Annotated in this window: 12 protein-coding genes; 9 read left to right on the top strand and 3 right to left on the bottom strand. The window is 69.2% G+C overall.

Translation table 11 applies throughout. The features are described 5' to 3' along the window. Positions 1-15: 15 nt before the first annotated feature. Entirely contained in the window at positions 16-2,229 is a 2,214-nt protein-coding gene (locus tag JNB61_RS12150) for an NADP-dependent isocitrate dehydrogenase (protein WP_220291079.1), read from the bottom strand. Between the two features lie 146 nt (positions 2,230-2,375). Here JNB61_RS12150 and JNB61_RS12155 point away from each other — a divergent pair, with 146 nt between their 5' ends. Next, a complete protein-coding gene (locus JNB61_RS12155; protein WP_159846067.1) occupies positions 2,376-2,828 on the top strand; it encodes a GNAT family N-acetyltransferase in 453 nt (150 codons plus the stop codon). 160 nt (positions 2,829-2,988) lie between these two features. Then, positions 2,989-3,957 carry an acetylxylan esterase gene (locus JNB61_RS12160; RefSeq protein WP_220339770.1) on the top strand — a complete coding sequence of 323 codons (969 nt, stop codon included), beginning with the start codon at positions 2,989-2,991 and terminating at the stop codon, positions 3,955-3,957. A 16-nt stretch (positions 3,958-3,973) separates the two neighbouring features. On the opposite strand, the gene JNB61_RS12165 is transcribed toward JNB61_RS12160, so the two are convergent. Together JNB61_RS12165 and JNB61_RS12170 are read right to left on the bottom strand one after the other, a co-directional pair. Then, positions 3,974-6,109 (bottom strand): alpha-galactosidase, encoded by a 2,136-nt coding sequence (locus tag JNB61_RS12165; protein ID WP_220339771.1) that lies wholly within the window; start codon positions 6,107-6,109, stop codon positions 3,974-3,976. After that, on the bottom strand, positions 6,106-7,131 hold the full coding sequence (locus tag JNB61_RS12170; RefSeq protein ID WP_220339772.1) for a LacI family DNA-binding transcriptional regulator: 1,026 nt from the start codon (positions 7,129-7,131) through the stop codon (positions 6,106-6,108). The genes JNB61_RS12165 and JNB61_RS12170 overlap by 4 nt, the downstream gene beginning before the upstream one ends. A 290-nt stretch (positions 7,132-7,421) precedes the next feature. Here JNB61_RS12170 and JNB61_RS12175 point away from each other — a divergent pair, with 290 nt between their 5' ends. The 7 genes from JNB61_RS12175 to JNB61_RS12205 all read left to right on the top strand — a co-directional run bounded on the left by JNB61_RS12175 (position 7,422) and on the right by JNB61_RS12205 (position 16,191). Further along, positions 7,422-8,735, top strand: a complete 1,314-nt coding sequence (locus JNB61_RS12175; RefSeq protein ID WP_220339773.1) for an ABC transporter substrate-binding protein — start codon at positions 7,422-7,424, stop codon at positions 8,733-8,735. A gap of 21 nt (positions 8,736-8,756) precedes the next feature. Next, positions 8,757-9,746, top strand: a complete 990-nt coding sequence (locus JNB61_RS12180; protein ID WP_220339774.1) for a carbohydrate ABC transporter permease — start codon at positions 8,757-8,759, stop codon at positions 9,744-9,746. After that, positions 9,743-10,645, top strand: a complete 903-nt coding sequence (locus JNB61_RS12185) for a carbohydrate ABC transporter permease (protein WP_220339775.1) — start codon at positions 9,743-9,745, stop codon at positions 10,643-10,645. The genes JNB61_RS12180 and JNB61_RS12185 overlap by 4 nt, the downstream gene beginning before the upstream one ends. After that, positions 10,642-13,158, top strand: a complete 2,517-nt coding sequence (locus JNB61_RS12190) for a glycoside hydrolase family 2 protein (protein WP_308291258.1) — start codon at positions 10,642-10,644, stop codon at positions 13,156-13,158. The genes JNB61_RS12185 and JNB61_RS12190 overlap by 4 nt, the downstream gene beginning before the upstream one ends. Then, complete coding sequence (locus tag JNB61_RS12195; RefSeq protein ID WP_445299351.1) at positions 13,155-14,126, top strand: glycoside hydrolase family 113; 972 nt, start codon at positions 13,155-13,157, stop codon at positions 14,124-14,126. The genes JNB61_RS12190 and JNB61_RS12195 overlap by 4 nt, the downstream gene beginning before the upstream one ends. Further along, positions 14,123-15,037 carry an N-acetylglucosamine kinase gene (locus JNB61_RS12200; RefSeq protein WP_220339776.1) on the top strand — a complete coding sequence of 305 codons (915 nt, stop codon included), beginning with the start codon at positions 14,123-14,125 and terminating at the stop codon, positions 15,035-15,037. Before JNB61_RS12195 ends, JNB61_RS12200 begins: the two co-directional genes overlap by 4 nt. A 260-nt stretch (positions 15,038-15,297) precedes the next feature. Continuing rightward, a complete protein-coding gene (locus JNB61_RS12205; protein WP_308291259.1) occupies positions 15,298-16,191 on the top strand; it encodes an endonuclease domain-containing protein in 894 nt (297 codons plus the stop codon). The last annotated feature ends 173 nt before the right edge of the window (positions 16,192-16,364 follow it).

Here is a 16,364-nt window from a genome sequence, read left to right on the forward strand (position 1 = left end):
CTCGTCTGTCTGCCGTCAGAGCGCGTCGATGACCTCGTTGAAGGTCTGCGACGGGCGCATCACCCCGGCGACCAGTTCGGCGTCGGGGCGATAGTAGCCGCCGATCTCGACGGGCGCGCCCTGCACAGCGAGGAGCTCGTCGACGATCTTCTGCTCGTTCGCGGCGAGCGACTCCGCCACGGGAGCGAACGCCGCCGCCAGCTCGGGGTCGGCCTGCTGCTTCGCGAGCTCCTGCGTCCAGTAGAGCGCGAGGTAGAAGTGGCTGCCGCGGTTGTCGATGGTGCCGAGCGCACGGCCGGGCGACTTGTCGTTCTCGAGGAACGTGCCGGTCGCGGCATCCAGCGTGTCCGCCAGGACCTGCGCCTTGACGTTGCCGGTGAAGTCGGCGAGGTGCTCGAGCGACGCGGCGAGCGCGAAGAACTCGCCCAGCGAATCCCAGCGCAGGTAGTCCTCGGCGAGGAGCTGCTGCACGTGCTTGGGCGCCGATCCGCCCGCGCCGGTCTCGAAGAGGCCGCCGCCCGCGAGCAGCGGGACGATCGACAGCATCTTGGCGCTCGTGCCGACCTCGAGGATGGGGAACAGGTCGGTGAGGTAATCGCGCAGCACGTTGCCGGTCACCGAGATGGTGTCTTCGCCCTTGCGCAGGCGGTCCAGCGAGTACTGGGTCGCCGCGGCGGGAGCGAGGATCTCGATCGTGAGCCCGTCGGTGTCGTGGTCAGCGAGGTAGGTCTTCACCTTGGCGATGAGCGCCGCGTCGTGCGAGCGGTTCTCGTCGAGCCAGAACACCGCGGGGGCGCCGGTGGCGCGGGCGCGCGTGACGGCCAGCTTCACCCAGTCGCGGATCGCGACGTCCTTGGTCTGCGTGGCGCGCCAGATGTCGCCCGCGGCAACCTCGTGCTCGAGCAGGACGTCGCCCGCCGAGTTCACGACCTGGACGGTGCCGGCAGCGGCCAGCTCGAACGTCTTGTCGTGGCTGCCGTACTCCTCGGCGGCCTGCGCCATGAGGCCGACGTTCGGCACGGTGCCGATCGTCGCGGGGTCGAGCGGGCCGTGCGCGATGACGTCGTCGATCACGGTCTGGTAGACGCCCGCGTACGACGAGTCGGGGATGACGGCCAGCGTGTCGGCCTCCCCGCCGTCGGCGCCCCACAGCTTGCCGCCGTTTCGCACGAGCGCGGGCATGGACGCGTCGACGATCACGTCGGACGGCACATGGAGGTTCGTGATGCCCTTGTCGGAGTTGACATACGACAGGCGGGGGGTGTCGGTCGCCGCGGCGAACGCGGCGGCGATCTCGTCGCCGCCATCGACGCCGGCAAGGCCCGCGAGGATCGCGCCCAGTCCGTCGTTGGGGGTGAGGCCGGCCTCGGCGATCTTGTCGCCGAACTTGTCGAACACGTCGGCGTAGTACGCCTTCACGACGTGGCCGAAGATGATCGGGTCGCTGACCTTCATCATCGTGGCCTTCAGGTGCACCGAGTACAGGACGTCCTCCGCCTTGGCGGTCTCCAGCGTCTCGGCGAGGAACGCGTCGAGCGCGGCCGCCGACAGGAACGTGCCGTCGACGATCTCGCCCGGGAGCACCTTGATGCCGGACTTCAGCTCCGTGGAGGTGCCGTCGGCGGCGACGAAGCGGACCGAGAGCACGTCGTCGGCCGGGATGACGACGGTCTTCTCGTTCGACTTGAAGTCGTCGTGGCCGAGCGTCGCGACGCGCGTCTTCGAGCCCTCGCCGAATGCCTTGTTACGGTGCGGGTGCTTGCGCGCATAGTTCTTGACCGACAGCGGCGCACGGCGGTCGCTGTTGCCCTCGCGGAGCACGGGGTTGACGGCCGAGCCCTTGATGCGGTCGTAGCGGGCGCGCACGTCCTTGTCTTCGAGGGACTCCGCCTCGTCCGGGTAGTCCGGGATGTCGTAGCCCTGCGCCTGCAGCTCGGCGATCGCGGCCTTGAGCTGCGGGATCGAGGCCGAGATGTTCGGCAGCTTGATGATGTTCGCCTCGGGGAGCGTCGCGAGGCCGCCCAGCTCGGCGAGCGCGTCGCCGACCTGCTGCTCGGGCGTGAGGTTCTGCGGGAACGCCGCGAGGATGCGGCCCGCGAGCGAGATGTCGCGCGTCTCGACGTCCACTCCCGCCTGGCGGGTGACAGCCTGCACGATCGGCAGGAACGATGCGGTCGCGAGGGCCGGCGCCTCGTCGGTATAGGTGTAGATGATGGTCGAGTCGGTCACCAGTCACGTCCTTCTTGCGGGTCGGCGTTCAGCCTACCGCAAGCACCCGAGATATCTCGACGTCAAGATACTTCTCCGCGTGAACACCGTGTTAATCCGTCGCACGGACGATGCCGGATGCCGTCATCCGGGCTAGCCTGTGGTCCATGGGTGAACTGCGACTCGTCGAACTGTCCGCCGCGACCATCGTGGCGGTCAACAATATGTCGCTCAAGCCCGGCCAGGAGGAGTTCCTGTCGCCGGTGAGCTACGGCATCGCGGCGACGGTCGTGAACCCGCAGACGACCTGGCAGCGTGTCGTGCTCGACGGCGAGGAGGTCGTCGCCTTCGTCAGCGGCAATTTCGACCCCGACGCCCCGCAGGAGCACTTCCGCTCCGTGCTGTGGCGCATCAACGTCGACGCGGACGACCAGGGGCGCGGCGTCGGCCGGTTCGCGGTGGCGGGGCTGCTCGAAGAGGCCCGCAACCGCGGAATGGACCACGTCAACGTCATCTACGAGGCCGGCGAAGGCGGTCCGCAGGCATTCTTCGAGCGCGTGGGCTTCACACCGGTCGGCGAGACCGAGTACGGTGAAGTCATCGCAGAGATCCGTCTCTGACGCAGCGCCGCAGATCTTCCCGAAGACTTCCCCACACAGCGCCCGCCGGGCGCTCAGAGACCGGCGGCGGGGCCTCGAATACCCCTCCCCCATCGAGACCCCGTCGCCCTCTCGGTCCGCGGCGTCGAAACGCTTCCGCGTGACACGCTAGGGTGAGCGCGTGCCGAGATTCGATCTTTCGCCCGCGGAACTCGCGGACTACACCCCCGACGTTCGCGAACCCGCCGACTTCGACGCCTTCTGGGCCGACACCCTCGCGCAGTCGCGGCAGTGGGATGCCGCCCCCGACCTCGTGCGCGTCGACACGCCGCTCACACTGGTGGACATCTTCGACGTCACGTTCCCCGGCTTCGGCGGCGACCCCGTCAAGGCGTGGCTGACGCTGCCCGCGGGCGCCGAGGGCCCCCTCCCTGCGGTCGTCGAGTACCAGGGCTACGGCGGCGGACGCGGTCTCGCAGGCGAGCGCCTCGGCTGGGCCGCCGCGGGTTACGCCCACCTGTTCATGGACACGCGCGGCCAGGGCTCGATGTGGGGCTCGGGCGGCGACACGCTCGACCCGCACGGCACCGGGCCCTCGTCGTCGGGCTTCATGACCCGCGGCATCGAGGACCCCGAGACGTACTACTACCGCCGGGTCTTCACGGATGCTGTTCGTGCCGTCGACGCCGTGCGCGCGCTGCCGCAGGTCGATGCCGACCGCGTCTCGGTGTGCGGCGCGAGCCAGGGCGGTGGCATCGCGATCGCGGCGGCGGGCCTGTCGGACGGCATCGTCGCGACCATGCCCGACGTGCCGTTCCTGTGCCACTTCGAGCGCGCGGTCGGCCTCACCGGCGACGACCCGTACCAGGAGGTCGTGCGTTATCTCGCGGTCCATCGCGGCCGCGACGAGCGCGTGTTCGAGACGCTGTCGTACTTCGACGGCGTGAACATGGCGAAGCGGGCGGATGCCGCGGCCCTGTACTCCGTCGCTCTCATGGACACCATCTGCCCGCCGTCGACGGTGTACGCGGCGTTCAACCGCCACACCCACCCGATGAAGCAGATCGAGGTCTACACGCACAACGGCCACGAGGGCGGCCAGGCGTTCCAGTTCTTGAAGCAGGCCCGCTTCCTCGCCAACCTGATCTAGCCCCTCCTCCGCGGGGTCAGAGGCCCTCGAGGTGGAGCACGAACGCCTGCACGGGCCACAGTGTCGGCAGCTGAAGGCCGACCTCCGCGAGGAGCGACCCGGGCAGCTCGATCTCGCCGGCGGTGAACCATTCCGGCGCGATCCACCCGTACTCCGCCGCTCCGATCTCGCGGCGCACGCGCACGCGGTAGCGGCGCTGCGGATCGAGTCCGGGCACGCGCAGTCGCTCGGCGCGGGCGTCCTCGAGGCTCGCGACCGTCGCGATGATCACCACTGCCGCGTCGTCCGCGACGAAGGCGGTAGCCCGCCACGCGGGATCGCGCAGCTCGGGATGCAGCATCCGTCCGCCGTGCACAATGGGCCGCAGTTCCTTGTAGAGCGCGGCGAAGCGCCTGATCGCGGCGGTCTCGTCGTCGTCGCACGACAGGATGTCCCACTCGAACCCGGCCGACCCCATGAGGCTCGTCGCCATCCGGTACGACAGCGCCGTGGTGCGTCCCGACGAGTGCGACGTGGTCGGGCCGACGTGGGCGCCGACGAGCTCGGGCGGCAGCAGCAGGCCGGTCCAGCGCTGGATGTCCTGGCGTTCCACCGGGTCGTTCGAGTCGCTCGCCCACACCCGGTCGGTGACCTCGAGAATGCCGAGGTCCGTCCGAGCGCCGCCGCTCGAGCACGACTCGATCTCGAGCGACGGATGCCGCGACTTCAGCTCCGCGATGAGCTCGTAGACCGCGGTCATCTGGGCGTGCCCTCCGGGGCGCCCGTCGTGCACGCTCTCGACGAGGTCGCGGTTGTGGTCCCACTTGATGAAGTCGATGTCGAGCTCGGCCACGAGCGCGTCGATCTGCCCGAGGACGTGGGCGTACGCATCGCGGTTCGCGAGGTTCATGACGTACTGTCCGCGCCACGACACCCCGGGATCATGATCGAGGTGACCGGGCTCGTGCAGCAGCCAGTCAGGGTGGGCGCGGGCGACGTCGGAGTCGAGGCTGATCATCTCGGGCTCGAACCACAGCCCGAACTGCATGCCGAGCTCGTGCACGCGCGTCGCGAGCGGGCCGAGCCCGTCGGGCCACACGGACCGATCCACGACCCAGTCACCGAGGCTCGTCGAGTCGTCGCGGCGACCGCGGAACCATCCGTCGTCGAGCACGAACCGCTCGATGCCCACCTCGGCGGCGCGATCCGCGAGCGCCGCGAGCCGATCCGCGTCGTGGTCGAAGTACACGGCTTCCCACGTGTTGAGCACGAGCGGACGAACGGAGGACGGATGCTGCGGCCTGGCCCGCAGCCAGCTGTGCACGCGGTGCGCGAACCCGTCGAGGCCTTGCGCCGTGTGCACGAACGCCGCGCGCGGCGCCCGGTACTCGTCGCCCGGCGCGAGGCGGATCTCGCCAGGCCGCAGGAGCTCGCCGGTGCCGATGAGCGTCACCGCGTCGGTGACGCGGTCCACCCGCGTCGTGAGGTCGCTCGACCACGCCAGGTGCACACCCCACAGTGCGCCGTCCTGCCAGCGCGGAGTCCCGATCCCGGCGATGGTCGCGACGGGGTTGTCGTGCCCGGGGCGACCGCGACGCGTCTGCCGCACCGTGCCGCCCGCGGGCATCGGTGTCACCACCGGACGCTTCTCTCGCGTCCAGCGCCCGTCGAACGTCAGCAGCGTGTCGGTCGTCGACGGCACCGGCAGCGTCGCCTCGAGCCAGTCGACGTCGACGGGCGCCGCTTCCGGGTCGCCTCGGTGCGCGAGCGCGTGCCGCACCCACACCACCCCGCCGGCCTGGATGCCGACCGTGATCGACAGATGTAGAGCGGATGCCGCGTCCTTCGCGTCGACCGTGAACGACCGGTCGTCGGCCTCGATCCCGGTCACGTCCCACCGCGCGTGGTGCACAACGCCGTCGCGGCGCAGCTGCATGCCGGGGCGTCCCGTCCATCCGTCCCCCTCCTGCGGCGACAGCGAGACCTGCCAGGCCGCGTCGAGCGTGCCGGGTCGGGTCTGACGGCTCAGCGCCTTCGCGAGTGCGTCGGCATCAGCATCCGTGATCCCGCCGATCGGCGCGCCCCAGTGCAGCACGTGGGGAAGACCGGGGCTGCGCGCGTCGACGAGCACGCCGACGCCCTCGCTCTCGAGACGGATGAAGCCGGGGGTCATGCGGTGGTCCTTTCTGCGGGGATGCGTTCGCCCGTGCCGCGCTCGACGATCCACGTCGGCATCTCGAGCTGACGCGTGAAGCCCGCAGGGTCCTGCATGCGCTCGATGGCGAGCGTTGCGGCCGCCTTGCCCAGCGCGAGCGGGTCGTAGCTGACCACGGTCACCCCGAGCACGTCGGCGGTGTCGAAGTCGTCGAAGCCGACGAGGGCGGTGCGGCCGTCGTCGTGAAGATCGCGCAGCACACGCAATGCGCCGATCGTCACGCGGTTGTTGCCTGTGATGATCGCGGTCGGCGCGTCGTCGCGGTCGAGCAGGTCGGCGATGAGGTCATCCGCGGGCCGGGACAGGTCGTCTGCGAGTCGCTCCCACGCCGACGAATCGTGGATGCCGTAGGCGGCGAGCGCGTCGCGATACCCGCGGAGGCGCTCGACCTGCGTGTAGACGGATGCCGGATTGCAGATGTAGCCGATGCGCCGATGGCCGCGCTCGAGCAGGCGCGTCGTGGCGTCGAACACCCCGCGGTGGTTCTCGAGGACGATCGAGTCGGCGACGAGATTGCGGGCCGGCCGGTCGATGGCGATCACGGGCGTGCCGAGGTGTCGCTCGCCCTCGAGGTAGGACTGGTCGTCGGCGACCGGAATCAGCAGGAGAGCGCCGAGTCGCTGGCCGAGGAGGGCGTCGGCGACCCGCTCCTCGCCCTCGGCGGTGTCGTCGGTGGTCGCGACGACCAGCGAGAAGCCGTGCGCCGACAGCTCGCGCTCGATGCCGGCGGCGAGCTTGTAGTAGAAGGGGTTGTTCAGCTCGCCCATGATGAAGCCGATCGTGTTGGTCGGTCCACCGCGGCGCAGATTCCGCGCCAGCGGATTGGGCCGGAAGCGCAGCCGCTTCGCGGCGCCCAGTACGCGCTCGACGGTCTCGGGTGCGACGAGGTCACGGTGCGTGAAGACGCGCGAGACGGTCTTCGAGCTCACGCCCGCGAGCCGTGCGACGTCTTCGAGCGTCGCGCGCTGCTGAACCGTCATCGGGGCCTCCTTGCCGTGCCGGGCCCCACGCTAGCACCCTGCATGAAGAAATGTCCACGTGGGACATTCTGAAGACATCGAGACGTCCCATCCATCGTCGATCACAAAATAACCCCAGTTCAATATAACTATTTCCTGGAATAGATACCTTCGGACAGAATAAGACAGCGCTGACATCACGCGCTTGCGGAACCGTTTCGAAGGTGCCTATTCTGACGGCGCGACGAACCACGCAACGGTGCGACGACGCGCACCGGCAGTTCAAGGGCGAACCTGACAAGGAGAATCACATGGCGAAGAAGGCATTTGCGGGCATCGCGCTGCTGGCGACCGCCGCGGTCGCGATCAGCGGCTGCGCGGGCGGCGGCGCCGGCGACGCCGACAACACGATCGACGGCGAGGTCAAGGGCGACATCAAGGTCGTCACGTGGCGCACCGACCTCGTCGAGGACGGCACGTTCCAGAAGTACGCCGACGAGTTCAACAAGAAGTACCCCGACGTGAATGTCACGTTCGAGGGGATCACCGACTACGCGGGCGAGATGCTCACGCGTATGAGCACCACGAACTACGGCGACGTCATCGGCATCCCGGCGATCAAGCCGGAGCAGTACGAGCAGTTCCTCGAGCCGCTCGGCGACACCGCCGACTTCGAGGACACCTACCGCTTCCTCCCCGCGGCGAGCTACGACGGCACCCAGTACGGCATCGCGTGGGGCGGCAACGCGAACGGCGTCGTCTACAACAAGAAGGTCTTCGACGAGGCCGGGGTCACCGCGCTGCCGACGAACGAGGACGAGTGGCTCGAGGCACTGCAGCAGGTCAAGGACAACACCGACGCCATCCCGCTGTACACCAATTACAAGGACGGCTGGCCGCTGACGCAGAGCTTCGGCAACCTGGGCGTCGTCACCGACGATGCGGACGCACCGATCACGATGGCCGAGGACCCGGCCCCGTGGACCGAGGGCACCGACGTCTACGCGATCGACTCGCTGCTGTACGACAGCGTCGCCGCCGGCCTCACCGAGGACGACCCGCTCACCACCAACTGGGAGCAGTCGAAGGTCGACCTCGGCACCGGCAAGATCGCCGCGATGACGCTCGGCTCGTGGGCGATCTCGCAGATGCAGGCCGCAGCCGAAGACAACGGCGGGTCGGCCGACGACATCGGCTACATGGCGTTCCCGGCGAATGTCGACGGCACGCAGCTCGCCGTCATCGGCGGCGACTACAACCTCGCCGTGAGCAAGCACTCCAAGGCCAAGGCCGCCGCGTGGGCATGGATCCAGTGGGTCGTCGAGGAGTCCGGCTACACCGAGGCGCAGGGCATGATCTCGCCGGTGATCGACAAGCCGCTCCCCGACAATCTCGCCGGGTTCGAGGAAGCGGGCGTCGAGCTCATGGAGATCAACCCCGCTCCCGCCGGCAAGGAGGGCCTCATCAACAACGTGGCCGACGACGCACAGATCGACCTCTACGGTCCGATCTACCGTCAGAAGCTCATCGACATCGCCCGCGGCGCCGCCGACGGCGACAAGGAGAGCTACTTCGCCGAGCTGAACGAGCGCTGGGGCGCCTCGGTCGAGAAGCTCGCGGGCTGAGCGGACGGGGACGGCAGCGACATGGCCATTGCGACACCCGGTGCGGCACCGGCGGATGCCCCTGCCGTCCTCTCCGCGCCCATCCGTGCGCGCAGGTTCGGCGGGGGCTCCCGCCGGACCGGCCGGCGCGGCGGCTCAGCCGGACGGAGCGTCCTGCAGCACCTCACGCCGTGGTTCTTCCTGGCCGCGGCGGTGGGGTTGCTGCTCCTGTTCACCTACTGGCCGGCGGTGAACCTCCTCTACTTCAGCGTCACCGACTGGGACGGCATCGACCTCCAGAAGAACTTCGTCGGACTCGACAACTACGTGCAGGTCTTCACCGACCCGCGCATCTTCTCGGTCTTCGGTGTCAGCCTCTACTACTTCTTCGCGTCGTTCGCGCAGATGGCGGCCGCGCTGTACTTCGCCACGCTCCTCAGCTTCTCGACGCGATTCTCGAACCTGTTCCGCGGCATCCTGTTCTTCCCGTATCTGATCAACGGCGTCGCGATCGGGTTCGTGTTCCTCTATCTCTTCCAGCCCGGCGGCACGCTCGACACAGTGCTCAGCTGGTTCGGCGTCAGTGACCCGCCCCAGTGGCTCGGCAACCCCGACGTCGTCAACTGGTCCCTGGCCGGCACCTCGGTGTGGCGCTACACCGGCATGAACTTCGTGCTCTTCCTCGGAGCGATCCAGTCGATCCCGCACGAGCTGTACGAGGCGGCCGAGCTCGACGGCGCCACACGCTGGCAGCAGTTCTGGGCCATCATCTTCCCCGGCATCCGCCGCGTGATCGGACTGTCGTTCATCCTCGCGATCGCCGGCAGCCTCAGCGTCTTCGAGATCCCGTTCATCATGACCGGCGGCGCCAACGGCTCGGCCACGTTCGTGATCCAGACACTGCAGACGGCGTTCAGCTTCCGGCAGGTCGGTCTCGCATCCGCCATGGCGGTCGTGCTGCTGGCGATCGTGCTGGTCGTCACGTGGATCCAGCGAAAGGTGTTCCCCGACGAGAAGGTCGACCTGACATGACCACCACCGAAGACCTCCGCACCATGCCGCAGCGCACGACCCCGCCGCGCACCGCCCGCGGCCGTTCGCCGCTCGAGCGCCTCCACGGCGTCAGCGCGACCACGGCGAAGTACCTGAGCCTGATCGTCGCTGCGGTCGTGACGCTGCTGCCACTGTCGGTGCTGCTGTTCGCCAGCCTCAAGACCGCTCCCGAGTACGCCCAGACCGGCCCCTTCGATCCGCCGGAGAACTGGTTCAACTTCGACAACTTCGTCACGGCGTTCACGAGCGGCAAGATGCTCGAGGGCTTCGTGAACACGACGATCGTGCTGGTGGTCTCGCTTGCCGGAACGATCTTCATCGGCACGATGGCCGCCTACGCGCTCGACCGGTTCGCCTTCCGCGGCAAGAAGCTCGTCTTCGGGCTGTTCCTCGTGGCGACGCTCATCCCGAGCGTCACGAGCCAGGTCGCGACATTCCAGCTCATCAACGGGCTCGGGCTCTACGACACGAAGGCCGCGCTGATCCTGCTCTTCATGGGCACCGACATCATCGCGATCTACTTGTTCATCCAGTTCATGCAGTCGATCCCCGTCTCGCTCGACGAGGCGGCGATGATCGACGGCGCCAACCGCTGGACCATCTACTGGCGCATCGTGCTGCCGCTCCTGCGCCCCGCCATCGCGACGGTCGTGATCATCAAGGGCATCGCGGTGTACAACGAGTTCTACGCCCCGTTCCTCTACCTGCCGTCGGAGGGCCTCATCTCCACGTCGCTGTTCCGGTTCAAGGGACCGTTCGGCGCCCAGTGGGAGGTCATCTCCGCCGGCACCGTCCTCGTCATCATCCCCACTCTCATCGCCTTCCTGCTGCTTCAGCGCTGGATCTACAAGGGCCTCACCGCAGGAGCCGTCAAGTGACCTCTTCCCTCTCCGTCCGTCCGATCGCCTCTGCCGTCTCCGTCCGTCCGATCGACAGCGGCTGGACGCTGCGCGCCTCTGCGGGGCCGGTTCCGGAGGGATCGATCGCGGATGCCACCACCACCGTCCCCGCCAAGGTGCCCGGGTGCGTGCACACCGATCTGCTGGCGGCGGGCCTCATCCCCGATCCCTTCCTCGACGACAACGAGTCCGCGCTGGCCTGGATCGGACTCGTGGACTGGACGTACGCGACGTCGTTCGCCTGGGCCCCGGATGCCTCGGACCGCATCGATCTCGTCTTCGGCGGCCTCGACACAGTGACGACGATCCTCCTCAACGGCGTCGAGATCGGGGCGACCGCGAACCAGCACCGCTCGTACCGGTTCGACGTGAGCGAGGTGCTCGTCGAGGGCGAGAACGAGCTCGTCGTGCGGTTCCGCTCGCCGGTGAAGTACGCCAACGAGCAGAGCGTCGCGCTCGGGGTGCGTCAGCGCCCGTACCCCCTCCCCTATGACGCGATCCGCAAGTCGGCGTGCAGCTTCGGGTGGGACTGGGGCATCGCGACCTACACCAGCGGCATCGTCAAGCCCGTCGGGCTGGAGTCCTGGTCCGTCGCGCGCCTGGCGCAGACGCGCGTGGCCGCCGCCCCGTTGGGCGACGGCGGCACGATCACCGTGGAAGCGGAGCTCGACCGCGCACAGGAGGACGCGGTCACCGTGACCGTGCGTTCCGGCGGGTTCGCAGCATCCGTCGATGTTTCCGCGGGTGAGACCCGGGCGACCGTCGCGCTCTCTCTCGCTCATGCGGAGCGGTGGTGGCCGGTGGGCTATGGCGCGCAGCCGCTGTACGACGTCGAGGTGGAGCTCGCGACCGGCGACGGCACGGTGCTCGATCACGCCGTCCGCAGGGTGGGCTTCCGCGACGTGCGGTGGGACATGACGCCCGACGAGGCCGGCACGCCGTTCACGCTCGTCGTCAACGACCAGCCGGTGTTCGTGAAGGGCGCCAATTGGATCCCCGACGACGCGCTCAGCGTGCGTGTCACGCGCGACCGCCTGCGCCGTCGCTTCGAGCAGGCGCTCGACGCGAACCTCAACCTCATCCGAGTGTGGGGCGGCGGCCTCTACGAGTCCGAAGACTTCTACGAGCTCGCCGACGAGCTGGGCCTCTTGGTGTGGCAGGACTTCCTGTTCGCGTGCGCGGCGTACGCCGAGGAGGAGCCGCTGCGCTCCGAGGTCGAGGCGGAGGCGCGCGAGAACATCGCGCGCCTCGGCCACCACGCGTCCCTCGTGCTGCTGACCGGCAACAACGAGAACCTGTGGGGCTACGAGGACTGGGGCTGGAAGCTGCGCCTCGACGGCAAGACCTGGGGCGCGCACTACTACTACGAGCTGTTCCCTGCGCTCGTCGCCGAGCTCGCGCCGCACGTGCCGTACGCCCCCGGCAGCCCGTTCAGCCCGGGGGCGGGCTGGGACGGCTCCGCCCAGACGGGTCCGCATCCGAACGACGAGCAGCACGGCTCGATGCACCTGTGGGAGCAGTGGAATCGTCGCGACTGGCACACCTATCGAGAGCACCGGCCGCGCTTCGTCGCCGAGTTCGGCTGGCAAGGTCCGCCCGCGTGGTCGACGCTCGTGCGCTCCGTGTCGGACGCTCCGCTCACTCCCGAGTCGCCCGGCATGATCGTGCATCAGAAGGCGTTGGAGGGGAACACCAAGCTCTCGAACGGCCTCATCCCCCACTTCCGGATGCCGGAGGCCATGGAGGACTGGCACTGGGCGATGCAGCTCAACCAGGCGCTCGCGGTGCGCACCGCGCTGGAGCACTTCCGCTCATGGGCGCCCCACACGCAGGGTGCCATCGTGTGGCAGCTCAACGACTGCTGGCCGGTCACCTCGTGGGCCGCGATCGACGGCGACGAGCGCCCGAAGCCGCTCTACTACGGCCTGAAGAACGCGTTCGCGCCACGCCTGGCGACGATCCAGCCCCGCGAGGGCGGACTCTCCGCGGTGCTCGTCAACGACACCGCCGAGCGATGGGAGGGCGAGCTCGTCGCGCGGCGGCTCGGCTTCGCCGGTGAGGAGCGCGCGCAGTTCGCGACCACTGTCTCGCTCGCCCCGCGCGAGACGGTGACGGTGGCGCTGCCCGCCGCGGTCGCTGTGGCGGCCGACCAGGCGTCCGAGCTCGTGGTCGCGGGCGTCGACGACGTGCGCGGCTTCTGGTTCTTCGCCGAGCCCCGGGATTCGACGCTCGGCGCCGCCGAGGTCGAGATCCGCACCGAGCCGGCTGCGGACGGCACGCGGGTCACGCTCACGGCCGCGACGCTGGTGCGCGAACTCACGCTCCTCGTCGACAAGGTCGACCCCGACGCTGTGGCGTCCGATGCGCTCGTGACCCTGCTGCCCGGCGAGAGCACGACGCTCGTCGTGCGGCACCGCGGCGCGGGGCTCGCAGCATCCGTCCTGTCCGATCCGCGGGTGCTGCGCACCGCCAATGAGCTGGTCGTCTCGTGACCGCCGAGACCACCCAGGCACTCGCGCCCTACGTGGCCGGAATGACCTGGGGATGGACGGGGGTGCGCGGAACCTGGGCGACCACCGAGGCTGCTGAGTCGATGCGGCTGATGGCAGACCACGGCGTGAACTGGACCGCGCTGGCGTACTCGGCGCTGCAGGACACCGCGCAGTCGACCGAGGTGCGGTTCGGCGACGAGCCGACGGTGACCGTCGACGAGATCGTGTGGGCGATCCGCGAGGCGAAGGCGCTCGGGCTGAAGGTCTGCCTGAAGCCCGTCGTCAACGTCGCCGACGGCACATGGCGCGCCTACATCGGGTTCTTCGACCAGGATGTGCCGGGTGAGCCGACCTGGGACGAGTGGTTCGCGTCGTACCGCGCGTTCATCGTGCACGCCGCGCGCATCGCCGAGGCCGAGGGCTGCGAGATGCTCTGCGTGGGCTGCGAGATGGTGCGCGCCGACGCTCGCGAGACCGAGTGGCGCGAGCTCATCGCCGCCGTGCGTACCGAGTACTCGGGGATCGTGACGTACAACTGCGACAAGTACCAGGAGGACCGCCTCGGCTGGTGGGACGCGGTCGACGTCGTGAGCTCGAGCGGGTACTACCCCATCGACCGATGGGAGGCCGAGCTCGACCGCATCGAGGCGGCAGTCGCCGCCACGGGCAAGCCGTTCTTCTTCATGGAGGCCGGATGCCCCTCGCGAGAGGGCTCTCCCGACCGCCCGAACGACTGGTCGCTGCCCGGGGAGGTTTCAGGTGACGAGCAACTGCGGTATTACAGGGTCATGTTCGAGGCGTGCGCGCAGCGCGCGTGGGTGAGGGGTTTCATGTTGTGGGACTGGCCGGCGCGCCTGTACTCCGCTGAGGAGGCGGCCGCGAACGACGACTACTGCCCGTACGGCAAGCCGGCCGGCGAGTACCTCCGCAAGCAGTACACGGCGCTCTCGGCGAGGGTCGCGCGATGACCGCGGCCGTGCTCGCGATCGATGCGGGGCAGACGGGCATCAAGGTGCGCGTGCGCGAGCACGACATCGTGTTCCCCGGCATCCGCACCGGCGAACCGCTCCTTCCCCAGCTCGCGGCCGTCACGCACGCCGCCATCGAGCGCACGGGCGCCGAGGTGTCGGTCGTGAGCGCGGGCGTGTCGGGACTCACGACACGGGAATCGGATGCTGCCGCCCTCCTCGCCCGCATCGACGACGCCGCCGTGCACGAGGTGATCCTCGCGCACGACTCGACGACGTCGTTCCTCGGGGCGCTCGGCGACACGCGCGGCGCGGTGGTCGCCGCCGGCACCGGCGTCGTGACTCTCGCCGTCGGCGCTGAGCGCGTGGCCCGGGTCGACGGGTGGGGCTACCTCATGGGCGACGCGGGCAGCGGGTACTGGATCGGCCGCGAGGCGCTCGACGCCGTGATGCGCGAGTACGACGGCCGCGGGCCCACGACCGCGCTCCGCGCCGTCGCCGAGGACCGGTGGCCAGACCTCAGCCAGGCGTACATCCACCTTCAGTCCGACCCCGAGCGCGTGAGTGTCGTGGCCTCCTTCGCCGCGCACGTGGCGCGGCTGGCGTCCGAGGGCGACGCGGTGTCGCAGAACATCACGGTTCGCGCCGGCGGCGAGCTGGCGCACAGCGTCGAGACGGCGCTGCGCCGGGTGCGCTCCGAGGAGGTGGGCGAGCACTTCGCGGCGTGCGCGATCGGCGGGGTCTTCCGCTCCCCCCAGCTGCGCGAGGCGTTCGCGTCGCACATCGCCGCGAGCGAGTTCGACGTCACCCTCGTCGAGCCCCGCGGCCACGGCATCGACGGCGCCGCGGCCCTCGCCGGCCTCGCGCCGCAGCATCCACTGGCGCATGCGGTCTCAGTCGCGCACACCTGAGGGTTCCCCCGTCCCAGCGTCCCCCTCGCCTCATCGGGATCCGGAATTCGGACATTCGCACGGTTTCCGGATCTTGGGCGGTTGCCAGATCCGGAAAGCGGCAGGGAGTCCGAATTCCGGATCCGAGGATTAGGGGCTGACGAACGGGTCTACCGAGCGACCGGCGACGCCCTTCCTCCCCAAGCGGGGTCTGAAGACCATCGTGGAGAGTGCCTGTGGACTTCCCGTCGACGACGACGAGGGGGGCAAGGATGCTGCGTGTGAGCCTTGTTCGACGCGCCCCAGCAGAGCCCGCCCAGCGCATGGCTCGAAACGTCGACCGACTCGTCCAGTGGGTGGCTGCTCAGGGCGGACTCGTGCACCGGGAAGCTGCGGGGAACGCGGGGTTCCCGCTCGGCGTGCGCCGCGCGGCCGCGCGATGCGGAGCCATCCGTCGGGTCCGTCGCGATTGGCTGGCGACGGATGCCGCGCCCGCGGATCTCCTCGTCGCTGCCGAGAACGGGGGCAGCCTCACGTGCGTGTCGGCTGCTCGACGCCGCGGTTGGTGGATGCCCGAAGGGCTCGACGACTCCATCCACATCCGACTTGAGCCCCACGCCGCATCGCCGATCTCGCTCGTCACGGCGCATTGGACGCAGCGCGTCTCACCAGCGCCCGGGCACGGGCTCGTGGAGTCGATCGAAGACATCCTTGCCCACATCGCCGTCTGCCTGTCGCCGGAGGACGCGCAGATCGTGTGGAACTCAGCGCTCCAGGTCGAGAAGATCACCCCGACCGCGATTCGGCGGGTTCGCTGGCCCCACCGACAGGCACGTGAGTGCGCCGAGCGCGCCTCGACTCAGTCGGATTCCGGGCTGGAGACGATCCTCGTGGTTCGCCTCGGCGGGTGGGGCGTTCCGATGCGTCAGCAGGTGGTTCTCCTCGGGCGGCCGGTCGACCTCCTGATCGGCGACCGACTGGTGATTCAGGTCGACGGCTTCGCCCATCACTCGTCCTCCGCGCAGCGCTCGAAGGACGTCGCATTCGACGCGGAACTCACGCTCAACGGTTACACGGTCTTTCGATTCACGTACGCGCAGATCATGCACGACTGGGACACCGTCGAGCGGACGATCGCGCGCGCGATCGCCGCAGGCGCGCATCTCGCCGGATGATTCTCAGTCACTGACCCACACGCGTCGCGGTCTCACCGGTGACGGGGTGCAGCCTGGGCGACCCGTCGGAGTTCGCTCACTCGGTGACCCGGAATTCGGACGCCTGCTCAGTTTCAGCGACGCGCGCTTGCGCGGACCTCGCGCCGCCGCATCCGCCCGCCGGTCGCCATGTC

Source organism: Microbacterium ureisolvens (assembly GCF_019511645.1).
Taxonomy (GTDB): Bacteria; Actinomycetota; Actinomycetes; order Actinomycetales; family Microbacteriaceae; genus Microbacterium; species Microbacterium ureisolvens_A.

Coding starts and splice junctions, on each gene's coding strand:
- JNB61_RS12155 (WP_159846067.1), top strand. CDS start 2,376: ATGGGTGAACTGCGACTCGTCGAACTGTCCGCCGCGACCATCGTGGCG.
- JNB61_RS12165 (WP_220339771.1), bottom strand. CDS start 6,109: ATGACCCCCGGCTTCATCCGTCTCGAGAGCGAGGGCGTCGGCGTGCTC.
- JNB61_RS12170 (WP_220339772.1), bottom strand. CDS start 7,131: ATGACGGTTCAGCAGCGCGCGACGCTCGAAGACGTCGCACGGCTCGCG.
- JNB61_RS12175 (WP_220339773.1), top strand. CDS start 7,422: ATGGCGAAGAAGGCATTTGCGGGCATCGCGCTGCTGGCGACCGCCGCG.
- JNB61_RS12180 (WP_220339774.1), top strand. CDS start 8,757: ATGGCCATTGCGACACCCGGTGCGGCACCGGCGGATGCCCCTGCCGTC.
- JNB61_RS12185 (WP_220339775.1), top strand. CDS start 9,743: ATGACCACCACCGAAGACCTCCGCACCATGCCGCAGCGCACGACCCCG.
- JNB61_RS12200 (WP_220339776.1), top strand. CDS start 14,123: ATGACCGCGGCCGTGCTCGCGATCGATGCGGGGCAGACGGGCATCAAG.